Source organism: Baekduia alba, assembly GCF_028416635.1.
In the GTDB taxonomy this organism is placed as follows: domain Bacteria; phylum Actinomycetota; class Thermoleophilia; order Solirubrobacterales; family Solirubrobacteraceae; genus Baekduia; species Baekduia alba.
Map to the genome: position 1 here is coordinate 1,203,182 of NZ_CP114013.1, position 20,101 is coordinate 1,223,282.

At 72.2% G+C, this 20,101-nt stretch carries 18 protein-coding genes; 9 read left to right on the forward strand and 9 right to left on the reverse strand.

The genetic code is table 11. The annotated features are described in order from the left end of the window. The first annotated feature begins 64 nt into the window (after positions 1-64). The 4 genes from deoC (at position 65) to DSM104299_RS05970 (ending at position 5,376) form a co-directional block, all read left to right on the forward strand. Positions 65-958, forward strand: a complete 894-nt coding sequence (gene deoC, locus DSM104299_RS05955; protein WP_272476369.1) for a deoxyribose-phosphate aldolase — start codon at positions 65-67, stop codon at positions 956-958. A 113-nt stretch (positions 959-1,071) separates the two neighbouring features. Then, entirely contained in the window at positions 1,072-2,514 is a 1,443-nt protein-coding gene (locus DSM104299_RS05960) for an aldehyde dehydrogenase family protein (protein WP_349294531.1), read from the forward strand. Then, on the forward strand, positions 2,514-3,287 hold the full coding sequence (locus tag DSM104299_RS05965) for an aldehyde dehydrogenase family protein (protein WP_272476371.1): 774 nt from the start codon (positions 2,514-2,516) through the stop codon (positions 3,285-3,287). The genes DSM104299_RS05960 and DSM104299_RS05965 overlap by 1 nt, the downstream gene beginning before the upstream one ends. A 268-nt stretch (positions 3,288-3,555) precedes the next feature. Continuing rightward, the gene (locus tag DSM104299_RS05970) at positions 3,556-5,376 is read left to right on the forward strand and encodes an RNA-binding domain-containing protein (protein WP_272476372.1); all 1,821 of its coding nucleotides are present in this window, start codon (positions 3,556-3,558) and stop codon (positions 5,374-5,376) included. Positions 5,377-5,383: 7 nt separating this feature from the next. Here DSM104299_RS05970 and DSM104299_RS05975 read toward each other — a convergent pair whose 3' ends face one another. Together DSM104299_RS05975 and DSM104299_RS05980 are read right to left on the reverse strand one after the other, a co-directional pair. Next, positions 5,384-5,728 (reverse strand): TraR/DksA family transcriptional regulator, encoded by a 345-nt coding sequence (locus DSM104299_RS05975; protein ID WP_272476373.1) that lies wholly within the window; start codon positions 5,726-5,728, stop codon positions 5,384-5,386. A gap of 107 nt (positions 5,729-5,835) precedes the next feature. Next, the gene (locus DSM104299_RS05980; RefSeq protein WP_272476374.1) at positions 5,836-7,329 is read right to left on the reverse strand and encodes an MFS transporter; all 1,494 of its coding nucleotides are present in this window, start codon (positions 7,327-7,329) and stop codon (positions 5,836-5,838) included. 144 nt (positions 7,330-7,473) lie between these two features. Here DSM104299_RS05980 and DSM104299_RS05985 point away from each other — a divergent pair, with 144 nt between their 5' ends. From DSM104299_RS05985 to DSM104299_RS05995, 3 genes are all read left to right on the forward strand, one after another. Beyond that, a complete protein-coding gene (locus DSM104299_RS05985; RefSeq protein WP_272476375.1) occupies positions 7,474-8,067 on the forward strand; it encodes a TetR/AcrR family transcriptional regulator in 594 nt (197 codons plus the stop codon). Between the two features lie 284 nt (positions 8,068-8,351). Next, positions 8,352-10,274: a beta-propeller domain-containing protein gene (locus DSM104299_RS05990; protein ID WP_272476376.1), complete on the forward strand. Its 1,923-nt coding sequence runs from the start codon at positions 8,352-8,354 to the stop codon at positions 10,272-10,274. 73 nt (positions 10,275-10,347) lie between these two features. Further along, entirely contained in the window at positions 10,348-10,743 is a 396-nt protein-coding gene (locus tag DSM104299_RS05995) for an ATP-binding protein (RefSeq protein ID WP_272476377.1), read from the forward strand. Here the strand turns inward: DSM104299_RS05995 and DSM104299_RS06000 are convergent. Further along, on the reverse strand, positions 10,740-11,438 hold the full coding sequence (locus DSM104299_RS06000; protein ID WP_272476378.1) for an IS481 family transposase: 699 nt from the start codon (positions 11,436-11,438) through the stop codon (positions 10,740-10,742). The two genes, DSM104299_RS05995 and DSM104299_RS06000, sit on opposite strands and share 4 nt — an antisense overlap. 67 nt (positions 11,439-11,505) lie before the next feature. Then, a complete protein-coding gene (locus tag DSM104299_RS06005; protein WP_272476379.1) occupies positions 11,506-12,378 on the reverse strand; it encodes an EamA family transporter in 873 nt (290 codons plus the stop codon). A 64-nt stretch (positions 12,379-12,442) separates the two neighbouring features. Between DSM104299_RS06005 and DSM104299_RS06010 the strand changes: the two genes are divergently transcribed. Then, positions 12,443-12,919 carry an Lrp/AsnC family transcriptional regulator gene (locus tag DSM104299_RS06010; RefSeq protein WP_272476380.1) on the forward strand — a complete coding sequence of 159 codons (477 nt, stop codon included), beginning with the start codon at positions 12,443-12,445 and terminating at the stop codon, positions 12,917-12,919. Here the strand turns inward: DSM104299_RS06010 and DSM104299_RS06015 are convergent. From DSM104299_RS06015 to DSM104299_RS06035, 5 genes are read right to left on the reverse strand one after another with little or no spacing between them, the layout of a single operon-like run. After that, entirely contained in the window at positions 12,916-13,440 is a 525-nt protein-coding gene (locus DSM104299_RS06015) for a GNAT family N-acetyltransferase (protein ID WP_272476381.1), read from the reverse strand. The genes DSM104299_RS06010 and DSM104299_RS06015 overlap by 4 nt on opposite strands. Before the next feature lie 11 nt (positions 13,441-13,451). Then, a complete protein-coding gene (locus DSM104299_RS06020) occupies positions 13,452-14,663 on the reverse strand; it encodes an SAM-dependent methyltransferase (RefSeq protein WP_272476382.1) in 1,212 nt (403 codons plus the stop codon). 22 nt (positions 14,664-14,685) lie between these two features. Beyond that, positions 14,686-16,854 (reverse strand): DEAD/DEAH box helicase, encoded by a 2,169-nt coding sequence (locus tag DSM104299_RS06025; protein WP_272476383.1) that lies wholly within the window; start codon positions 16,852-16,854, stop codon positions 14,686-14,688. A 39-nt stretch (positions 16,855-16,893) separates the two neighbouring features. Next, positions 16,894-17,343 carry a hypothetical protein gene (locus tag DSM104299_RS06030; protein WP_272476384.1) on the reverse strand — a complete coding sequence of 150 codons (450 nt, stop codon included), beginning with the start codon at positions 17,341-17,343 and terminating at the stop codon, positions 16,894-16,896. Between the two features lie 41 nt (positions 17,344-17,384). Continuing rightward, positions 17,385-19,271 carry a hypothetical protein gene (locus DSM104299_RS06035; RefSeq protein ID WP_272476385.1) on the reverse strand — a complete coding sequence of 629 codons (1,887 nt, stop codon included), beginning with the start codon at positions 19,269-19,271 and terminating at the stop codon, positions 17,385-17,387. Between the two features lie 51 nt (positions 19,272-19,322). Here DSM104299_RS06035 and DSM104299_RS06040 point away from each other — a divergent pair, with 51 nt between their 5' ends. Further along, complete coding sequence (locus tag DSM104299_RS06040) at positions 19,323-20,093, forward strand: MerR family transcriptional regulator (protein WP_272476386.1); 771 nt, start codon at positions 19,323-19,325, stop codon at positions 20,091-20,093. Positions 20,094-20,101 lie beyond the last annotated feature (8 nt).

The following is a 20,101-nucleotide window of genomic DNA, read 5'->3' on the forward strand; positions in this document are numbered from 1 at the left end:
TGGCCCGGCACCCGCTGCGAAACGAGCCCCCTGGGCGAGGCTTCGCCCTCTACCCTGGGGGCATATGACCTCTATGAGGACGCTTCCGCACGTCGATCGGGTGGGGGTTGCAGAGCGCGTCGCCGCGCTGGGCAAGCGCTCGATCAAGGGCGATGCCAAGCGCCAAGGGCTGCTGCTCGCGATCTCGATGCTCGACCTGACGACGCTCGAGGGCGCGGACACGCCGGGCAAGGTGCGCCAGCTGGCGGCCAAGGCCGTGACGCCCTCGCCGGCCTATCCGGAGATGCCGTCGTGCGCCGCGGTGTGCGTCTACCCGGCGATGGTGAGCGTCGCCCGCGACGCGGTGGCGGGCACGGGCGTGCACGTGGCGTCGGTCGCGACCGGGTTCCCGGCGGGGCAGACGCCGCTGGCGACGCGGCTCGAAGAGGTGCGGCTGGCGGTCGCCGACGGCGCCGACGAGATCGACATGGTCATCTCACGCGACGCCTACCTGCGCGGCGACGACGCGGTCGTCCGGTCCGAGATCGAGGCGGTCAAGGACGCGTGCGGCGACGCGCACCTGAAGGTCATCCTGGAGACCGTCGAGCTGGGGTCCTACGACCACGTCCGGCACGCGTCGATGCTCGCGATGGACGCGGGCGCCGACTTCATCAAGACGTCGACCGGCAAGGCGGCGGAGGGCGCGACGCCCGGGGTCATCCTGGTGATGTTGGAGGCCATCCGCGACTACGTCGAGCGGACGGGCCGCGTCGTGGGGATGAAGCCCGCGGGCGGCGTCTCGACGTCGAAGGCCGCGCTGGGCGTGCTGGTCCTGGTGAAGGAGACGCTCGGCGACGAGTGGCTGACGCCCGACCTCCTGCGGATCGGCGCGTCGAGCGTGTTGAACGACCTGCTGCTGCAGTACGCCAAGACCGAGAGCGGCCGCTACGGGCGCGCCGAGGACTTCTCGAAGGAGTAGTGATCGCGGTGAGCGAGACGACGACCGAACGCGACGGCGCGGCGGCGGCCGGCAACGGCCATGCGTCGCCCAACGGCGCGGGCGCCGGGGCGGGCGCGGCGACGCGCACGCCGATCAGGTGGGACTACTCGCCGGCGCCGGAGTCGACGGACCACGTCCGGCTGCGCGACCGCTACGGGCTGTTCATCGGTGGGGAGTTCGTCGAGGCCGACGCATACGCGCCGACGATCAACCCGGCGACCGAGGAGCCGCTGGCCGAGATCGCGCAGGCGTCGGCCGCCGACGTGGCGCGGGCCGTGGACGCGGCCCGTGCGGCCGCTCCGGGGTGGGCGGCGCTGTCGGGGCTGGAGCGCGGCAAGTACGTCTTCCGGATCGCGCGGCTCATCCAGGAGCGCGCGCGGGAGCTGGCGATCGTCGAGACGCTGGACGGCGGCAAGCCGATCAAGGAGTCGCGCGACATCGACATCCCGCTGGCGGCGGCCCACTTCTTCTATTACGCGGGCTGGGCGGACAAGCTCGCCTACGGGGTTCCGGTCCCGCCCGCCCGCGGCGCGGTGCGCCCGCGCGGGGTCGTCGGCCAGGTCATCCCCTGGAACTTCCCGTTGCTGATGGCCGCGTGGAAGCTGGCGCCGGCGCTGGCGACCGGGAACACCGCGGTGCTCAAGCCGGCCGACACGACGCCGCTGACGGCGCTGCTGCTCGCCGAGATCCTGCAGGAGGCCGAGCTGCCGGACGGCGTCGTGAACATCGTCCCGGGGGATGGGTCGGCGGGCGCCGCGTTGGTCCGCGGCGCGGTCGACAAGGTCGCGTTCACGGGGTCGACGGCGGTCGGCCGTGACATCCAGGCGGCGCTCGCGGGACGCGACGTCGGGCTGACGTTGGAGCTCGGCGGCAAGAGCGCCAACATCGTCTTCGAGGACGCGGCGCTGGAGCAGGCCGTCGAGGGGATCGTCCAGGGGATCTTCTTCAACCAGGGCCACGTGTGCTGCGCGGGCTCGCGGCTGCTCGTCCAGGAGTCGGTGGCCGAGCAGGTCGTCGATCGGCTGTGGGCACGGATGCAGAGCCTGCGCGTCGGCGATCCGCTGGACAAGAACACGGACGTGGGCGCGATCAACTCCGCGGCGCAGCTGTCGCGCATCGGCGAGCTCGTGGCCGCCGGCGTCGAGGAGGGCGCGGGGCTGCGGCAGGTGTCGTGCTCGTTGCCCGATCGCGGCTTCTGGTTCGCGCCCGCGCTGTTCACGGAGGCGTCGCCGGCGCACCGCGTGTCGCGCGAGGAGATCTTCGGGCCGGTGCTGACCGTGACGACGTTCCGGACGCACGCCGAGGCCGTCGAGAAGGCCAACAACTCGCCCTACGGGCTGGCGGCCGGGATCTGGACGGACAAGGGCTCGAAGGCCTTCGAGGTCGCGGCGCAGCTGCGGTCCGGCGTCGTGTGGCAGAACACCTACAACCACTTCGACCCGACGGCGGCGTTCGGCGGGTTCAAGGAGTCCGGCTTCGGCCGGGAGGGCGGCGCGGCGGGCCTGCGCCCGTACGTGAAGGTGGAGGGCGAGTGATGCGCGTCGCCGTGGCCAAGACCTACAAGTTGTATGTCGGCGGCGCCTTCGTGCGCTCGGAGTCGGGGAGACACGACCAGGTGAACGGTGCCAACGTCCCGCGCGGGTCCCGCAAGGACGTGCGCGATGCCGTCAAGATCGCGCGCGGCGCGGCCGGAGGGTGGGGCAGGCGGACCGCCTACAACCGCGGCCAGATCCTGTACCGGGCCGCCGAGGCGCTGGAGTCGCGCGCCGGGGAGTTCGGCGACGACGTGGGCGAGGCGATCGACACGTTCGTCCACTACGCCGGCTGGACCGACAAGCTGCACGCGGTCCTCGGGACCGTGAACCCGGTCGCGGCGCCGTTCCTGTCCATGTCGACGCCGGAGCCGACGGGCGTGGTGGCCGTGTTGCTGGGGTCCTCCGCCTCCTTGCCGTCGCTGGTCGAGTCGATCGCCGCGCCCCTGGCCGCCGGCAACGTCGTCGTCGTCCAACTGCCGGAGTCCGACCCGCTGCCGGGCCTGGACCTCGGCGAGGTTCTCGGCGTGAGCGACATCCCGGCCGGCGTGGTGAACCTGCTCTCCGGCCGCGCCTCCGAGCTGGTCCCCGCACTGGCGGCGCACCGCGACGTGAACGCGATCATCGACGCGACGGACGACGCCGAGCTGTCCAAGCAGATCGACACCTTCGCCTCGGAGACGCTCAAGCGCGTCCTGCGCACCGAGTCCGACCCCCTCGACCTCCTCGCGGCGCTGACCGAGATCCGAACCGTCTGGCACCCGATCGGGGCTTGACGGACCGGCGCGGTCAGCGGCCTCGACACCGCCGGTTACCGCCGTCGCCTCCGGCGCCCTCAGCACACGCGCCCATACGTTCGAGGCGGGTGCGACGGTCCTCGCCGCGATCAGCCATATCGGTGCCGCCGGCCGGACACCACCGGTCGTCACTGCCTCTGGCGGCGCCCCCGCTGTCGGTCCTCCGTCGGCCTCACTTCAGCGCTCGCGCGCACGTCACCTCTCTCCGGGGCCGAGGCGATGATGAATGATCGCTAGTATGATACGCGTGCCGAGGACACAGCTATCATTTCTCGATCATACGTACGGCGACTCGGTCGCCCTCGCAGAGTCCGTCATCCGCGGCATCGGTGACGACTGGGAGGCATCCAAGCGCGAGCTCCAGCGCCTCGACTTCAAGGAGTCCCCGGACACCGCGCTGCCGCTCGAGGTCAAGGCAAAGCGGAACCTCGGGAAGCTTCGCAAAGAGTTCTTGGGGCTCATCTCGGAGACAGCGGCCTGCCTCGCAAATGCCCAAGGAGGCGTCATCGTCATCGGCATTCGCGACAAAGCCCCGTCGCGTGAGGAGGCCATCCAGGGTGTGTCGATGGCCTACACCGCAGAAGGCCTACGGCTTGCGGTCTACTCCGGCACTTCTCCGTCGCTGACGGTCGCGGTCCAGGAACGAACGGTCGATGGACGGCGACTGCTGCTCGTCGATGTTCCTATTGGTGCCGTCGTCCACGCGACGACTGGCGGTGCATACAAATGGCGGGTTGAGGATCGCTGCGAGCCGATCGGACCCGACACGATGCGCTCCATCTCGGCGGCTCGAGGCACGTACGACTGGAGTGCTGAGCTATCAGACTTCGGCCCGGACGCGCTATCCGCGGCGGCGCTCGCGGCGGCGGCGGACCGCCTCCGCGACGTCGGCCAAGACGACCTCGCACGGCAAGCCGAAGAGGATCGCGAGCAGTTCCTCCGATCGTGTGAGCTTCTCGAGCGGGGCCACGTTCTTCGAGCGGGCATCCTGCTTTACGGCGGGGAGAGGGCGCTTACGAGTCTCGTGCCCGACTGGGGCGCGATCGTCACCACCGCCTCGAGTGCTGGCAGCGAAGGAGCTGTCCTGCTCCGGCGCGAAGACGCGCGGCGACGGCCGCTCGTGCTGCTGATCGACGACATCCTCGCCCGCCTCGCAGGGGTCACGCAGACAGATGCCTTCCGGGTCGGCTCGGCTGAGGTCAGGCTGATCGACTTCGAACCCGACGTCGTCCGAGAACTGGTGGCCAACGCCTTCGCCCACCGTGATTGGGAGCAGCCCGGGATGGTGGACATCGGACACTCGCCCGACGCACTCGTCGTGGCAAGTCCGGGAGATCTGCTGCCGACATTGCACGCCGATCGCCTTTTGCGCGAAAGTGCACAGCGCAACCGCGTCCTGTCGCGGGAGGTAACCCGTCTTCGCATCGCCGAGGGTGCGGGCATGGGGTTCGACCGGGTCTACCGATCGCTCGCTGCCGCCGGGAAGGAGCCGCCACGAATCCACGTGGGCCCTCGATTCACCGTCGTGGTACCGGGCGGTCAGGGAGACCGAGCCTTCGCCCGTTTCTTGCGAAGCGAGGAATTCCCAGAGCCGCGCCTCGCCGGCGACCTCGACGTGCTCTTGACGCTCTCGATCCTCCGTGCACGGTCATCGATCACGGCCGCGACGGTCGGGCCGAGCATCCAGCGCGACCCAGATTTCGCGGACGACGTGCTTCGCAGGATGCATACCGCCGGTCTCATCGAGCCGACACGCTCCACGGCCGCGCGACGGCGTCCGTCCTATCGGCTCAGCGCCAAGACCGCCGCGGCACTGCGCCCGGCGCTGAGCTACCGAATCGGCACGATCGACATGGATGACGCGAAGCTCCTCCGCCATCTGAAACGACACCGCAGAATCGCCAACGAGGACGTGCGCAATTACCTCGAATGCGATGTGGCTACTGCTCGGAACCGATTGACACGCCTTCGCAACAGGGGCTACATCAAGATCGATCCGGATGGCCCGAAACGCGGCCCGTTGGTCGAATACGTCGCGACCGAGAAGGTCGATGGCATCGAGGCATGACGCACCGTTACTTCAGCGCCTGTGCGCAGGCGATGCAGAGGATCGACTCGGGGGCGAAGCGCAGCCGGGCCTCCGCGATCTCGGCGCCGCAGTTGTCGCACACGCCGTAGGTCCCGTCGTCCAGCTTCTCCAGGGCGCGCAGGACGCGGATCTGGGAGGTCTCGAGGGTGGAGCCGACGCCGACGTCGGTCAGGCGGCGCACGGCTTCGGTCGTGCCGTCGCCGACGCGCTTGCCGAAGGAGATGCCGGAGCCGCGTTCGGGTGCGGCGGACATGTCGGTGAGGCGGACGTCGAGGGCGGCGGCGCGCTCGCCCAGGACCTGCTCGATCGCGGCTCGCTCGGTTGCGTCCATGCCGTGGTCCTACCCGCGATCGGCCGGAACGCCATCGCGCGCCGCGACCCACCACCACAGGGGTCACGGCGCGCGTGCGGTCCCGGCGGCCGAGGCCGCCGAAGGGTCTAGGACACCGAGCGGAGCGCCGCGGCGCGTGCCCGGATCCGCGCGACCGCCACCGAGGGCAGCGGGGCGCGCATCACGAGCAGGACCACCGACAGGCCGAGGGCGAGGAAGATCGCCGAGCCGGCCACCGCGGAGCTGACGGCGTGCGCGAGCGCGTGGCTCGCCGAGCCGCCGGCCGAGCGCTGCGCCGAGGCGAACACCGTCACCAGGATCCCGAGGCCCAGCGAGCCGCCGAGCTGGTGGGCGACGTTGACCACGCCGGACGCGGCGCCGGCGTCGTCGGGCTGCACGCCCGCGATGCCCGCGGCGGTCAGCGGCGTCAGCGCGGCACCCATCCCGATGCCCATCAACACCATGGGGATCGCGATCCCGGGGAAGAACGCGGTCGTCTCGCTCAGCCGGCTCAGCCACGCCATCCCGACGAGGTCGAGCGCGAGGCCGCCGATCAGCAGCGTCGACGAGCCGAGCCGGCCGGCCAGCCGCGGCACGACCTGGACCATCGAGAACATGACGAGCGTCATCGGCAGGAACGCGATGCCGGCCTTCAGCGGGCTGTAGCCGGCCACGCCCTGCAGGTACTGCGTCAGGAAGAAGAACATCCCGAACATCGCGCCGACCACGAGGATGCGAGCGATGTAGGCGCCGGACCGCTCGCGCGAGGCGAACAGGCGCAGCGGCGTGATCGGCTGCTCGGCCCGGCGCTCGTTGAGCACGAAGGCCACCAACAACACGATGCCGGCCGCGAACGAGGCCATCGTGACGTCGTCGCCCCAGCCGTCGGACGCGGCGCGGACGAAGCCGTAGACGACCGCGCTCATGCCGAGCGTCGAGGTCAGCGCGCCGGTGAGGTCGAAGCGCCCGGGGCGCTTGACGGTCTCCGGCAGGACGCGCGGAGCGGCGTACATCATCAACAAGCCGATCGGGACGTTGATGAACAGGCCCCAGCGCCACGAGACCCAGTCGGTCAGCATGCCGCCGAGCACGAGGCCGGCGCTGCCGCCGCCACCGGCGACGGCCGAGTAGGCGGCCAGCGCGCGGGTGCGCTCGTGGCCCTCGGGGAAGCTCGTGGTCAGCAGCGCGAGCGCGGACGGCGCGGCGATCGCGGCGCCCACGCCCTGCAGCGCGCGGGCGGCGAGCAGCCAGGTCGAGGACTGCGCCAGCCCGGCGAGCAGCGAGGCGAACGTGAAGATGCCGATCCCGACGACGAAGACGCGCCGCCGGCCGAGGATGTCGCCGGCGCGGGCGCCGAGCAGCAGCAGCCCGCCGAAGGTCAAGGTGTAGGCGCTCTGGACCCACGACAGGTTCGCCGTGGAGAAGTCGAGTGCGGTGTGGATCCGCGGCAGCGCGGTGATGATCACCGACACGTCGAGGACGATCATCAGGTACGTCGCGAGGATGATCCCCAGGACGAGGGCGGGGTTGTGGGAGGGGCCAGAAGAGGCGTGCGTCGTCGTTCGGCGCGCAGGGCCGCGCCGGAGCGGGGAGATGCTCATGGGGGAGAGGTGCTCCTTGAGATCGTGCGGGAGGGCGCTAAACTGGAGGCGTCCTCCGGAAAAGATGCGGAGGTAGCCTCCGCTTCTAAGAGAACTATAGCGGAGGGGCCCTCCGTTTTGCAACACTGGTTGGAGGCGGGTCAGATGAGCGACACGACCACGATCACCGAGCACCAGGTCACCGGCCTGCGCCAGCGGCCCAAGCGGGTCGACGCGCGCCGCAACTACGAGGCGCTGCTGTCGGCCGCCGCGGAGGCGTTCACCGAGAACGGCACCGCCGCGTCGCTGGAGGACATCGCCCGCCGCGCGGGCGTCGGCATCGGCACGCTCTACCGCCACTTCCCGACGCGTCAAGCGCTCCTGGAGGCCGTCTACATCGACGAGGTCGAGGAGATGAGCGCCAAGGCCAACGACCTCGGCGACCTCGAGCCGTGGGACGCGCTCGTCACCTGGCTGCGCCAGTTCGTCCGCTACGCCGCGACCAAGCGCGCGCTGGCCGACGAGCTGCTCAACACGATCGACGCCGAGGCGCCGGTCTTCGTCTCCTGCCGCTCGGCGATCACCGAGGCGGGGGACATGCTGCTGATCCGCGCCCAGGACGCCGGCGAGGCGCGCAAGGACACCAACTTCACCGACGTCGGCCGGATGGTCGCCGGGATCGCGTCGATCAAGACGGCGGATCCGGGCCAGATCGAGCGCATCCTGGACATGGCGCTCGACGGGCTGCGCGCCCGCTGAGCGCCCGCCGCCGACAGCCCGCCGGCACCACCCCCGCCGCCAGGAGCAGTGGATGACCAACGGGGGACCGCTCCGGTCGCGACTCCTTCAGCTCGGGCACCGTCGGGCCGCGGTACATCGCCGGATCGGTGCCCAGGCTCTCGTCGGGCGAGTCGAAGTGCGTCTGCGTCGGGTGCGCGAGCGGGTCACCCGGACGTTGCGGGCTGGTGACCGTTCGGTGACCTGTCCGCGCGAGGACGAGCGGCGCTGTGACGGAACCGGCCGAGCGCCGTAGTGTCGGCACGATGCCCCGCCGCCTCGCCGTCCTCGCCCTCGTCGCCACTGCCCTCGCCGTGCCCGCCATGCCCGCCGCGCCGGCGGGCGCCAAGGCGCCGCGCGCGCAGCTCGTCGCGTTCGACTCGTGCCGCGCGCTCGTGGGTTACGCGCACCGCTACGCCGCGCGGGCCGGCGGCGTCGGCGTCCCGGTCCGCGCCCTCGGCGCCGCGCCCGAGACGCTCGAACGGCCGGTGCAGAAGACCACCGACAACGGGTCGGTCACGCCGACGGCGGCGCCGCAGGAGACGAGCGCGGTCGCCGGCGACACGGGCACGTCGTTCTCGGGCACCAACGTGCAGGAGCTCGGGATCGACGAGCCCGACGTCGTCAAGACCGACGGCCAGCACGTCTACGCGATCGCCGACGGCGTCCTGCGGATCCTCGACGTCACCGGCGACGCGCCGCGGATCGTCGGGACGCTGAAGCTGGACGACGACGCCGGCCAGCAGCTGCTGCTGCGCGGAACGCGCGTGCTGGTGATCGCGACGCGGTCCACCTACCGCGGCGGCCCGATCCCGATCGACGGCGGCCCCGTCGTCAAGGCCGCGATCGCGCCCGCCCCCGGCGGCGCCGCGACCACGCAGCTGACCGAGGTCGACGTCACCGACCCCGCCGCGCCGAAGGTCGCGCGCACGATGACGCTCGACGGCGCGTTCGTCGACGCGCGCATGACCGGCGCCACCGCGCGCGTGGTCGTCAGCTCCACGCCCGCGCCGACCGGCGCCGTCCCGCTCGCCGGCTCGCCGCTGCGCACGTTCGTCCCGGCCACGACGATCAAGTCGAAGATCACGGGGCGCACCTACCGCCGCGGCGTCGTGCCCTGCGGCGACGTCCGCCGGCCCGACGCGTTCGCCGGGCTCGGGCTGCTGACGGTGCTCACCGTCGACCTCGACAAGGGCCTGTACGACGTCGACCGTGACGCGGTCATGGCCGGCGCCCAGGACGTGTACGGGTCGGGCACGAGCCTCTACGTCGCGTCGCAGAAGTACGTCCCGGGCCTGAGCGACGCCGGCGACGTCCCGGGCTCGATGCGCACCGAGATCCACCGCTTCGACGCGTCCAAGCCGGGGGAGACGACGTACGCCGGCTCGGGGACCGTCCCCGGCTTCGTGGTCAACTCCTATGCCTTGAGCGAGGCCGACGGCGCGCTGCGGGTCGCGTCGACCGACGAGCCGTCGTGGCTGCCCGAGGGCGGCGAGGCGTCGCCGGCGCAGTCCTACGTGACGGTGCTCAAGCCCGGCGACGGCGGCGCGCTGAGCCAGGTGGGCCAGGTCGGCGGCCTGGGCAAGGGCCAGCGGATCTACGGCGTGCGCTTCGTCGGGCCCGTCGGCTACGTAGTGACGTTCCGCCAGATGGACCCGCTCTACACCGTGGACTTGGGCGACCCGGCCGCGCCGCGCGTCGTCGGCGAGCTCGAGATCCCCGGCTACTCCGCGTACCTGCACCCGCTGGCGGACGGGCTCCTGCTCGGCGTCGGGCAGGAGGCGACGGCGGACGGCCGCCCGCAGGGCACCCAGGTCTCGGTCTTCGACGTCTCCGACCTCGCGCATCCCAAGCGCGTCCAGCACCTCGTCTTCGGCAAGGGCAGCTCGGACGCCGAGTTCGACCCGCACGCGTTCCTGTGGTGGGCGCCGACCCAGACCGCGGTGATCCCGCTGAGCACCTACGACGAGGCGACGCGGACGAGCTTCACCGGCGCCGTGGGCCTGCACGCCGCGGCCGACGCGCTGGGCGAGATCGGGCGTGTGACGCACGGCAGCGGCGAGGAGGTCGCGCCGATCGCCCGCTCGCTGGTCATCGGCGACCGGCTGTACACGCTCAGCTATCTGGGGCTCGGGGCCAATCGCCTCGACACGCTCGCGCCGCTGTCGTTCACCGCGTTCTCCGGATGACGTTCCCGGCGCGCCGATGCCGAGATCCGCGCGTTGCGCGCATGGTCCCGCCGCACGCGGGCACACCGGTGCCATGGCGCCCGAGCCCGCGACCTGGTTGGTCTCGGCCACCCCAGAGCAGATCTCCGTCCTGCGCACCGAAGTGACGGCGTACGCGCAGCGGGTGGGGATCGCCGACGGCCGCCTGCCGGACGTCCGCCTCGCCGTCTCCGAGGCCGCGACCAACGCCGTGCTGCACGCCTACCGCGACCGCGACCCTGGCCACATCCGGGTCGACGCGCACGTGCAGGATGACGGCCACCTGCGGATCGTGGTCGAGGACGACGGCTTCGGCCCGCTGCCGCGCCCCGACTCGCCCGGCCTCGGCCTCGGGCTGCCCACGATCGCCTCGGTCGCCGACGCCGTCGAGCTCTCGGCCGGCTCCGCCGCGGGCGCGCGCCTGTCGATGCTCTTCGCGACCGGCGGCTAGCTGTAAGTCCCGAGCAGGTTGTTCAGGCGGGTGATGGGTGTTTGTCGCCCGATGCCTGCGTGTTTGCGGCGATGGTTGTAGGTGAACAGCCAGCCGTCAAGGGCGGCGGCGCGGTCTGCGCTGTTGGTGTAGATCGCGCCGTAGGCCCAGCCGCCGAGCATGGTCCGGATGAAGCGTTCTGCCTTGCCGTTGGTCTGGGGTCGGTAGGGCCGGGTGCGTAGGTGCTTGAGCCCGAGCGTTTTGCAGGCGATGGCGTGGATGGTGGAGCGGTAGGCGCTGCCGTTGTCGGTCATGACCGCTTCGACGGTCATGCCGTGGCTTTCAAAGAACGCGATCGCGCGGCGCAGAAACCCGATCGCGGTGATCGCTTTCTCGTCTTCGAGGACCTCGACGTAGGCCAGGCGCGTGGCGTCGTCGATCGCGACATGAACGAACTCCCAGCCCAGCTGGTCGGCCTTGCGGTGATAGCCGGCCTGTCGCTTGCCCGTCAGGCCGGTGATCCGGTGTCCGACCCGGGCGATCCGCCCGAGCTTTTTGATGTCGATGTGGATCAGCTCGCCGGGCCGCGCTCGCTCGTAGCGCCGGGCGGGCTCCAAGCCCAGCCGTCCCAACCGGCCCATGTCGATCGAGCTCAGGATGCCCGAGACCGTCGAGAGCGCCATGCCGAGAACATCGGCGATCTCGGGGCCGGTCATCCGCAACCGTCGCACAACCACCAGCCTCCAAGGAGGCCCGGATGAACAACGTCCTCAGGAACTACAGCTAGCCGACCGGCGCTCCGGCACGCTCGGGGTCGGCCGCCGCGACGCCCGTCGGCCCTTCCGGCTGGGCCGCGTGCAGCGCGACCCCGGCGGCCACGGCGGCGACGCCGAGCACCTCGGCCGCGCTCGGGATCTGGGTCAGGACGACGACGCCGATGACCGTGGCGATGGCCGGCAGCAGCGACACCATCAGGCTGTAGGTCGCGCGCGGCAGCCGCGTCAGCGCGAGCTGGTCGCAGACGTAGGGGATGACCGACGAGCTGATGCCGACGCCCACCGCGGCCAGCAGCGCGACCGGGTCGGCGAAGACCGGCGCCGCCGCCCAGCCCGCGATCGGCGTGACGACCACGGCCGCCACGAGCATCGACGCGCCCAGGCCGTCGACGCCGTCCAGCGCCGGGCGCTTGGCGACGCGGTCGGCCAGCACGATGTAGGACGCGAAAAGGCCGGCGTTGGCGAAGGCGAAGGCCAGGCCGGTCGCGCCGCCGGCCAGGTGGATCCCGGTGAGCGCGTAGACCCCGCCGATGGCGAGCAGCAGCGCGGCGAGGTTGCGCGGGGTCCGGGCGCCGAGCGCGGCCAGCGCGATGACCGGGAAGAACTCGATCGCCGCCACGGTCCCCAGGTGGAGGCGGTCGATCGCGAGGTAGAAGCAGCAGTTCATCAGCGCCAGGCAGGCGCCCCAGGCCAGGATCAGCCGCGCGTCGTCGCCCCGCAGGTCGATGCGCCGCCACGGCCGGCGCCACGCCGCGAAGATCAGCGCCGCCGTCGCGATCCGCAGCCACGCGACGCCGAGGACGTCGACGCGGGCGAACAGGAGGACCGCGAAGGCGGGCCCGAGGTAGTGGAAGGTGGCGCTGACAGCGAAGTACCGCATGCCGCAACACGATCCTCGGTCGGACCCCTGTTCGGAAGGGGCGATCGACGGTATCGTCGTTGGCATGCCTGCGAATGGACGGCTGAACGGGCTCGACGACGTCGATCGTGATCTGCTGGTCCAACTGCAGGACGACGCGCGGCTCAGCCTCGCCGAGCTCGGCCGCCGCGTCGGCCTCTCGTCGCCCGCCGTGGCCGAGCGCGTCCGGCGCCTCACCGACGAGGGCGTCATCCGCGGCTTCAGCGCCGACGTCGACCCGCGCGCGCTCGGCTACGCGCTGAGCGCGATCGTCCGGATCCGGCCGGCGCCGCGGCAGATCGCGAAGGTCGCCGACCTCGCGCGATCGACGCCCGAGGTGGTCGAGTGCCATCGGATCACGGGGGAGGACTGCTTCTTCATGAAGGTCCACGTCCGCGACGTCGAGCACCTCGAGGCCGTCATCGACCGCTTCACGGTCTTCGGGCAGACCACGACGTCGGTGATGCAGACCTCGCCCGTGCCGCGCCGCGGCGTCGCGGTCGCGGCCGGGAGCGAGTCCTAGGACAACCGGCGCTCGAGGATCGCACCGGGCCAGCCCTTGACCTCGAACGAGCCCGTGCGGGTGAAGCCGAGGCGCTCGTACTGCGCCGGCAGGCCGGGGACGCCCGCCCAGCAGTCGACGCGCAGCTGCTCGGCGCCCGCCGCGCGCGCCTCGGCCTCGGCGGTGGCGATCAGCGCCGCGCCGACGCCGCGCCGACGGTAGGCCGCGTTGACGAGCAGGACCATCACGTACAGCTCGGGGCGCTCCGGCGGCGGCACGTAGGGCATGTGCTCGCCGACGACCATCGCGCCGGCCGGCAGCGCGTCCGGCGCCGCCCCGGGGTCGCGCGCGAAGCGCAGCCCGCCGCCGGCGGCCCACTCGTCCGCGCGCGCGGACGAGGACGGCCGCTCCGACCAGGGCTCCGAGCCCCACTGCGCGGTCTGGTCGCGCGCGACCAGCCACGCGACCGCGTCGTCGAACAGCGCCAGGAGCGTCGGCGCGTCGCCGGGCCCGCCGGCCACGACCTCGATCTCGTCGGTCATCGGCCGCTCCCTCAGGCGGGGCGCGTGCAGAGCACCTGGAACACGGAGATGAACCCCGTCTCGAAGCCGCGCCGCGCGGTGCGCAGGTACAGCCGCCAGACGCGCACGCGCTCCTCGCCGCCGAGCTCGATCGCGCGCGGCAGGTTGGCGTCGAAGTTGTCGGCCCAGTGCTTCAGCGTCTCCGCGTAGTCCATGCGGAAGCCCTCGACGTGCGTGGGCTCGAGGCCGGCGCGCTCGACCGCCGTGAGGATGCGCGAGACGTGCAGCGGCGCGCCGTCGGGGAAGACGTAGCGCTCCGAGAACGGTCCGGCCTCCGGGTCGGTGTGGCGCAGGCGGCCGATGCCGTGGTTGAGCAGGCGGCCGCCCGGCTTGAGGAAGTCGCGCAGCGCGACCGCGTAGTTGTCGATGTTGCCGGAGCCGACGTGCTCGACCATGCCGATCGACGAGATCGCGTCGAACGGCTCGGCGTTCAGCTCGCGCCAGTCCATCACCTTGATCTCGACGCGGTCGCCGACGCCGGCCTCGTCCGCGCGTTGACGGGCCAGCTCGGCCTGCGGCTCGGACAGCGTGATGCCGGTGACGTGCACGCCGTGCTCGCGCGCCGCGTGGATCGCGAACGCGCCCCAACCGCAGCCCACGTCCAGGACCCGCTCGCCCTCCTTGAGCCCGAGCTTGGTGCAGACGAGCTCGCGCTTGGTCCACTGCGCCTCTTCGAGCGTCTTGGCCCCGCGCGAGAAGATCGCGCACGAGTACGTCATCGTCGGGTCGAGGAAGAGCGCGAAGTACTCGTTGGAGACGTCGTAGTGATGGCGGACGGCCGCCTTGTCGCGCTCGATGCTGTGCCGCCGGCCCTGCGGGATCAGCTCCGCCTGCGGCGGCTTGGGCGGCGCGACCAGGCCGGTCGAGCGCAGCGCGGCGGCGGCGAGCTTCGCCTTCGTCCTGGTGTCGAACGACGGCGGCTTCCAGGTGTCGAGCAGGTCCAGCGTGGCGTCGAGGTCGTCGACGTCGAGCGCGCCGGAGACGTAGGCGCGGCCGATGCCGAGCTGGCCGGGTGCGCGCAGCGCGTGGGCGAGCGCGAGCGGCGACTTGACGCGGAAGGTCGTCATCGACGAGCCGTTGGTGGACGGGAGCGTGCTGCCGTCCCAGAACGCGACCTCGAAGGGCCGCTCTGGGAGCGCACGCCCAAGCTCCTCGCGGAGCGGAGCGGGACGGGAGAAGGCCATCCCCGCAACCTAGCGGCCGCGGCTACGCGACCGGCCGCAGGTGCCGGTAGGGCTCGTCGCCGCGCAGCACGCGGATGACGCCCTCGACGACGTTCTCGCCGTCGATGCGCTTGCCGTCGGTCACGGCGTCGACGATCCCGCGCTTGCGCTCGACCAGCTCGGCCATCGTCTCGTCGATCGTGTCGGCGGCCAGCAGGTACCAGGCGGTGACCGAGTCGGTCTGGCCGATGCGGTGCGTGCGGTCCTCGGCCTGGTCGTGCAGCGCCGGCGTCCACTCGAGCTCGAGGAACGCGACGTTGGAGGCGCGCGTGAGCGTGATGCCCTGGGCGGCGACGCGGGTGGCGCACACGATGAGCTGCGGGCCGTCCGGCGTCTGGAACTCGCGCACGGACTCCTCGCGCGCCTCGATCTTGTCGCGGCCGAAGAGGTGCAGCGCGTCGGGGAAGCGCTCGAGCACCGCCTCCTGGACCTCGCGGTGGCGGGCGAAGACCACGAGCGGCTCGCCGGAGGCGAGGAAGTCGTGGATCCACGCCAGCGCGGCGGTGAGCTTGCCGCGCGCCGCCAGGCGCTGCAGCGCGCCGAGCTGGGCCAGGCGCTCCGCGCGCAGCGTCGCGGCGATCTTCGCGTTGAGGTCGCCGAGCTCCAGCGGCTGGGAGCGCAGCCACTCGACCACGTCGCGCTCGGCGACGCGGTACTCGCGCTCGTTGTCCAGCGACACCGGGACGACGACCCGGCGCTTGGCCGGCAGCTGCGGCAGCACCTCGCTCTTGAGGCGGCGCACGAAGCACGAGCGGCGCAGGTGCCAGTGCAGGCGCTCCTCGGTCAGCACGCCCTGGAACTGGCGGGAGAAGCGCGCGCCGGACCCGAACTCGTCCAGCCGGCCGATGATCCGCAGCTGCGAGATCAGCTCCTCCGCGTGGTTGAGCACCGGCGTGCCGGTCAGCGCCACGCGCAGCCCGCCCTGCACCACGGACTCCGACAGCTTGCGGACCGCCTGCGTGCGCTTGGCGCGCGGGTTCTTGCAGTAATGGGACTCGTCGACGATCACGGCCGCGGGCCGCAGCCGGGCCAGCGTCTCGTAGTGCTTGCCGACGACTTCGTAGTTGAGGATGGTGATGTCGCCGGTCTTCGGGACCGCGACGCCGCCCTCGACGATCGTGACCGAGCGGTGCGGCAGCCACTTCTTGGTCTCGCGCAGCCAGTTGAGCTTCAGCGACGCGGGGCAGATCACGATGGCCGGGAACGCGTCGTCGGCCTCCATCGTCGCGAGCGCCTGGACGGTCTTGCCCAGGCCCTGCTCGTCGGAGAGGAACGCGCGCCGCGCGTCGAGCAGGTAGCGCACGCCGGCCCACTGGAACGGCTGCAGCTCGCCGCCCATGCGCTCGGCCACCTCGGTGAGGGGATCGCCTTCGGTCGCCTTGGACCGGCGGATCTGCGCCTGGGCCTCGGCGGCCTCCTCGCGCAGGTCCTCCAGCGCGGCCTCGGCCGGCGCGTCGACGTGGACGCCGTGCGCGGCCAGGAAGCCGTCGAGGTGCGTGACGACCCACGGGTCCAGCGGCAGCGATCGGCCGCCGTCCGACGTGCCGGGCAGCCGCTCGAAGGCGTCGCCGATCGTCGGGTCCCACAGCGTCTCCAGGAGGAACGACTCGCCGTCGACGTTGACGTTGAGCGCCAGCCGCGCGGGTGGCGCCTCGCCACCGTGCTCGAGCGCGAGCACGCAGCGCATCGCCGCGCCGTCCAGCTTCGCGCCGCGCGCCTCGCCCAGGGCCTCCGCCCCGGCTCGTGTCAGCGGCGCGAGCAGCACGCCCTCGACCTCGACCGATCCCTCCAACAACGCCTCGGGCACCGTGCCCGCGCGCGTGTCGAGGACCCACCAGCCCCGGCCGTCGTAGCGCGTGGTGCGCACCCGGCCGACCCAGCGCTCGCCGACGCCGCGCAGCCAGATGTCGATCTGCGCGGACGACGTCAGCTTCGGGAAGCGCTTGAGCACCTCCGCGACGTGGACCGCGGCCCAGTCGTCGACGGGCGCCCACCACTCGCGCGTGTCCCAGTCGAAGCGCCGGTGCGGGATCTGGCGGACGACCGCGACGATGTGCGGGTCGTAGGGGAAGCCGAGGACCACGATCGGCTTGCCGTCGGGGCCCCGGCGCATGTCGACGTTGGGGCGGTCGGAGGCGGCGGCCAGTTCCACCCCCTCCAGCCTATCGGCCGCGCGGCACGGATCTCGTGCCTAGCTCGGCAGGGACGAGCCGGCGAAGGCGAAGAACCAGACGCCGAACAGGACGAAGGCGCAGCCGACCGAGATCAGCATGACCTGCTCGAGCACGCCGCGGTCGTTGGCCGCCTTGCGCTCGCCGCGCATCGAGCGGTTCCACGTCGCGTGGTCGCGCTTGGTCGTCAGCCGGCCGGTCACCCGCATGTGCATGCGGTTGACGACGCCCAGGAACTTCCCGATGGCGACCGCCGTGAGGACCATGCCGACCAGCACCAGCACGTATGGCCCGAGGCTCGGCTGGCTGGAGCTCGTCATCCGCGAGGCGATCCACAGCCACACGACCGGCGACACCAGCCACATGACGATCGACCCCGCGGCCATGACGAGCACCAGGCCGAAGCCCGCCAGATGGCGGTGCGGCCCTACGGACGAGTCGGTGGTCTGCGGTCCTGCGTGGGTGCTCATGGCTCGACGTCCCTCCCCTGGGAGTCGTTTGTACCCGTTTTTCAGGATCCTGGCGCGCTGGCCACGCGGCCGCCACCGGACGCGAAGCGGCCCTCGCGGTCCCCGGCCGTCCGCGTCGGCTGGGCGGGCGGCGCGCCGGTGGGCGTGCCGTCGCCGCTTGCGCGGGCTACACGGGCGACGCCCCAGGCCAGCGACGCCATGAAGATCAGCGACAGCGCGAGCACCACCAGGCAGGCCACGGTCCACAGCCAGCCCGGGATGTCGTCCTTGCGCTCACGCTGCAGCAGCTCGTGGTCGGCGACGAACGGCCGGGTGAAGTGGGCGCTGGCCGGGACCAGCTTGGCGCCCGGGATCGCGCTGTCGGCGGGCATGTAGATCGGGACGCCCATGATCGAGCGGCCGTTCTGCACGCGCAGCACGGTCTTCCAGTCGCCGTAGACCGGAGCCGGGGTGCGGAGCTCGTAGACGCCCTCGCCGACGCGCTTGAGGCGGTCGACCTTCATGCCGCCGCTCTGCCACGAGGTGACGGTGACCCAGGTCGCGTCGTCGGCCGTGTCGCGCGGGGAGAGCCGGACGGTGCCGACGACGTGCCGATGCGCGGCGTCGCCGCCGTCGTCGCGCAGGCTGACCGTCGCGGTCTGGCCGGCCGGCTTGGTGGTCGACAGGCCGTAGGCGGTGAGCGCGGCGATGGCGACGAACGCGGCGATCGCCGCGGTGCGCGCGGCCGCCGGGCTGGGCAGCTGGAAGCGCAGGCCCGCGCCGAGCAGCCCGCCGAGGACGCCGCCGGTGGCGCCGGCGATCGGGGTGACGATGAGCGCCTCGGGGACGATCCCGTCCGACCACGGCAGCGGGAACACCGCGCCGACCCACAGCCACTCGACCGCGAGGCCGACGGTGCCGCAGAGCACGCCGCCGACCACGCCGAGGGCGATCGGCCGGTTGCGGCCCAGGGCCAGGCCGGCGGCCTCGACGCACAGCGCCTCGGCCAGGTAGAGCGGGAGCGTCGGCGAGCTCTCGCCGAAGACGTCGCCGACGATGAAGGCGATCGCGCCGCGGACGGCGAGGAACATCAGCGCGGTGGCCAGCGCGCCGCCCTTGCCGATCCACACGCGAGCGGCGGTGAGCGCCATGCCGGCGGCCAGCGCGATCAACATGGGGTGGAACACCATGCGGAACTGCGGGACGCCGAAGTCGAACTCGCCCTGGAAGGTCGAGAGGCCGATGAGCAGGCCGCCCATCAGGCCGACGCGGCGCAGCGCGACCATGAGCTGCGCGTCGCTCAGGCGGTCGGTCTTCACGCCGCGGAAGGCCAGGCCTTCGGCGAGCAGGATGGCCTGGCCGATGAGCGTCAGGCCGGCGCCGCCGAAGAGCATCAGGTGCGTCGGGCCCCAGAGCGTCACGTCCTGGCCGAAGATGCGGTGCCACATGTCGTCGAGCGGGAACCCGAGCAGCGCGAAGCCGCCGCAGGCCGCGGTCAGCACGCCGCCGACCGGGACGTACCAGTCGCGCGTGATCTTGATGGCGGCGGGACCGGGCTTCTCCTCGGGCAGCGCCAGCGCGAGGCAGCCGGACGCGAAGACGCCGTAGAGGCCGACGAGGATCAGGTAGTGGGCCGGGTTGGCCAGCGGCCCGGGGTCGCGGCCCTGGTCGATGTGCAGGGAGATGTCCCAGTACATGCCGAGCAGCGCGATGAGCAGGCTGCCGCCGCCCACGCCGAGCGGCAGCGCGGCCCAGCCGGGCAGGCCGGACACGCGCTCGGAGAACGCGGCGAGACGGCGCAGCGGGCCGTCCTGGCCGGGGTGCTTGCGGTAGCCGAGGATCCCGATCATCAGGACCGCGGTCGCGATGCCCGCCATGCCCGTCGCGATCGCGACCTGGTCGAGCGCGGCTCCGCCCGCAGGCTCAGACGCAGCGAAAAAGAGTGCCATGGGGAAATGTTACACCGATCCATGTCACATGAAACGCGGTAGGATCGTGGTGTGTCCGATGTCACGGAGGCACCCGAGCGCACGATCGACGATGGCGACCTGACCATCGACGAGCTCGCCCAGCGCACGGGGATGACCGTCCGCAACATCCGGGCGCACCAGTCCCGCGGCCTGCTGCCGCCCCCTGAGGTGCGCGGCCGGACCGGCTACTACGGCCAGGCCCACCTGGATCGCATCGAGCTGATCCGCGAGATGCAGGGCCAGGGCTTCAACCTGGAGGCCATCCGCCGCCTGGTCGACGCGGCGCCGGGATCGAGCGAGGAGCCGCTGCGCTTCCTCCGCGCCGTCGCCGAGCCCTACACCGAGGACCAGCCCGAGGTGCTGAGCGCCGACGACCTCGCCGCGCGCTGGGGGACGACCGACACCGCGCTGCTGCGGCGCGCGATCAAGTTGGGGCTGTTGCGCCCGCTGGGCGACGGGTCGTTCGAGGACGTCACGCCGCGGCTCACGCGCGCGGGCAAGGAGCTCGAGCGCCTCGGCATCCCGGCCGAGACGGCGATGCAGCTCGCCGGCACGATCCGCAAGCACGCCGACGGCGTCGCCCGCGCCTACGTGAAGCTGTTCGTCGAAGAGGTGTGGAAGCCCTTCGAGGCCGCCGGCGCGCCCGAGGAGCGCTGGCCCGAGGTCCGCGACGCGCTGGAGCGCCTACGCCCGCTGGCCGCCGACACGCTCCTGGCGATCTTCGGCGTCGCGATGGCCGACGCCTCCGAGCAGGCGTTCGGCCGCGAGATCGAACGCCTCCAGCGCCGCAAGAAGCACTAGCCAGACGA

Coding starts and splice junctions, on each gene's coding strand:
- DSM104299_RS05985 (WP_272476375.1), top strand. CDS start 7,474: ATGAGCGACACGACCACGATCACCGAGCACCAGGTCACCGGCCTGCGC.
- DSM104299_RS06000 (WP_272476378.1), bottom strand. CDS start 11,438: ATGACCGGCCCCGAGATCGCCGATGTTCTCGGCATGGCGCTCTCGACG.
- DSM104299_RS06020 (WP_272476382.1), bottom strand. CDS start 14,663: ATGGCCTTCTCCCGTCCCGCTCCGCTCCGCGAGGAGCTTGGGCGTGCG.
- DSM104299_RS06030 (WP_272476384.1), bottom strand. CDS start 17,343: ATGAGCACCCACGCAGGACCGCAGACCACCGACTCGTCCGTAGGGCCG.
- DSM104299_RS05965 (WP_272476371.1), top strand. CDS start 2,514: ATGCGCGTCGCCGTGGCCAAGACCTACAAGTTGTATGTCGGCGGCGCC.
- DSM104299_RS05980 (WP_272476374.1), bottom strand. CDS start 7,329: ATGAGCATCTCCCCGCTCCGGCGCGGCCCTGCGCGCCGAACGACGACG.
- DSM104299_RS05990 (WP_272476376.1), top strand. CDS start 8,352: ATGCCCCGCCGCCTCGCCGTCCTCGCCCTCGTCGCCACTGCCCTCGCC.
- DSM104299_RS06010 (WP_272476380.1), top strand. CDS start 12,443: ATGCCTGCGAATGGACGGCTGAACGGGCTCGACGACGTCGATCGTGAT.
- DSM104299_RS06005 (WP_272476379.1), bottom strand. CDS start 12,378: ATGCGGTACTTCGCTGTCAGCGCCACCTTCCACTACCTCGGGCCCGCC.
- DSM104299_RS05995 (WP_272476377.1), top strand. CDS start 10,348: ATGGCGCCCGAGCCCGCGACCTGGTTGGTCTCGGCCACCCCAGAGCAG.
- deoC (WP_272476369.1), top strand. CDS start 65: ATGACCTCTATGAGGACGCTTCCGCACGTCGATCGGGTGGGGGTTGCA.
- DSM104299_RS06015 (WP_272476381.1), bottom strand. CDS start 13,440: ATGACCGACGAGATCGAGGTCGTGGCCGGCGGGCCCGGCGACGCGCCG.
- DSM104299_RS05975 (WP_272476373.1), bottom strand. CDS start 5,728: ATGGACGCAACCGAGCGAGCCGCGATCGAGCAGGTCCTGGGCGAGCGC.
- DSM104299_RS06035 (WP_272476385.1), bottom strand. CDS start 19,271: ATGGCACTCTTTTTCGCTGCGTCTGAGCCTGCGGGCGGAGCCGCGCTC.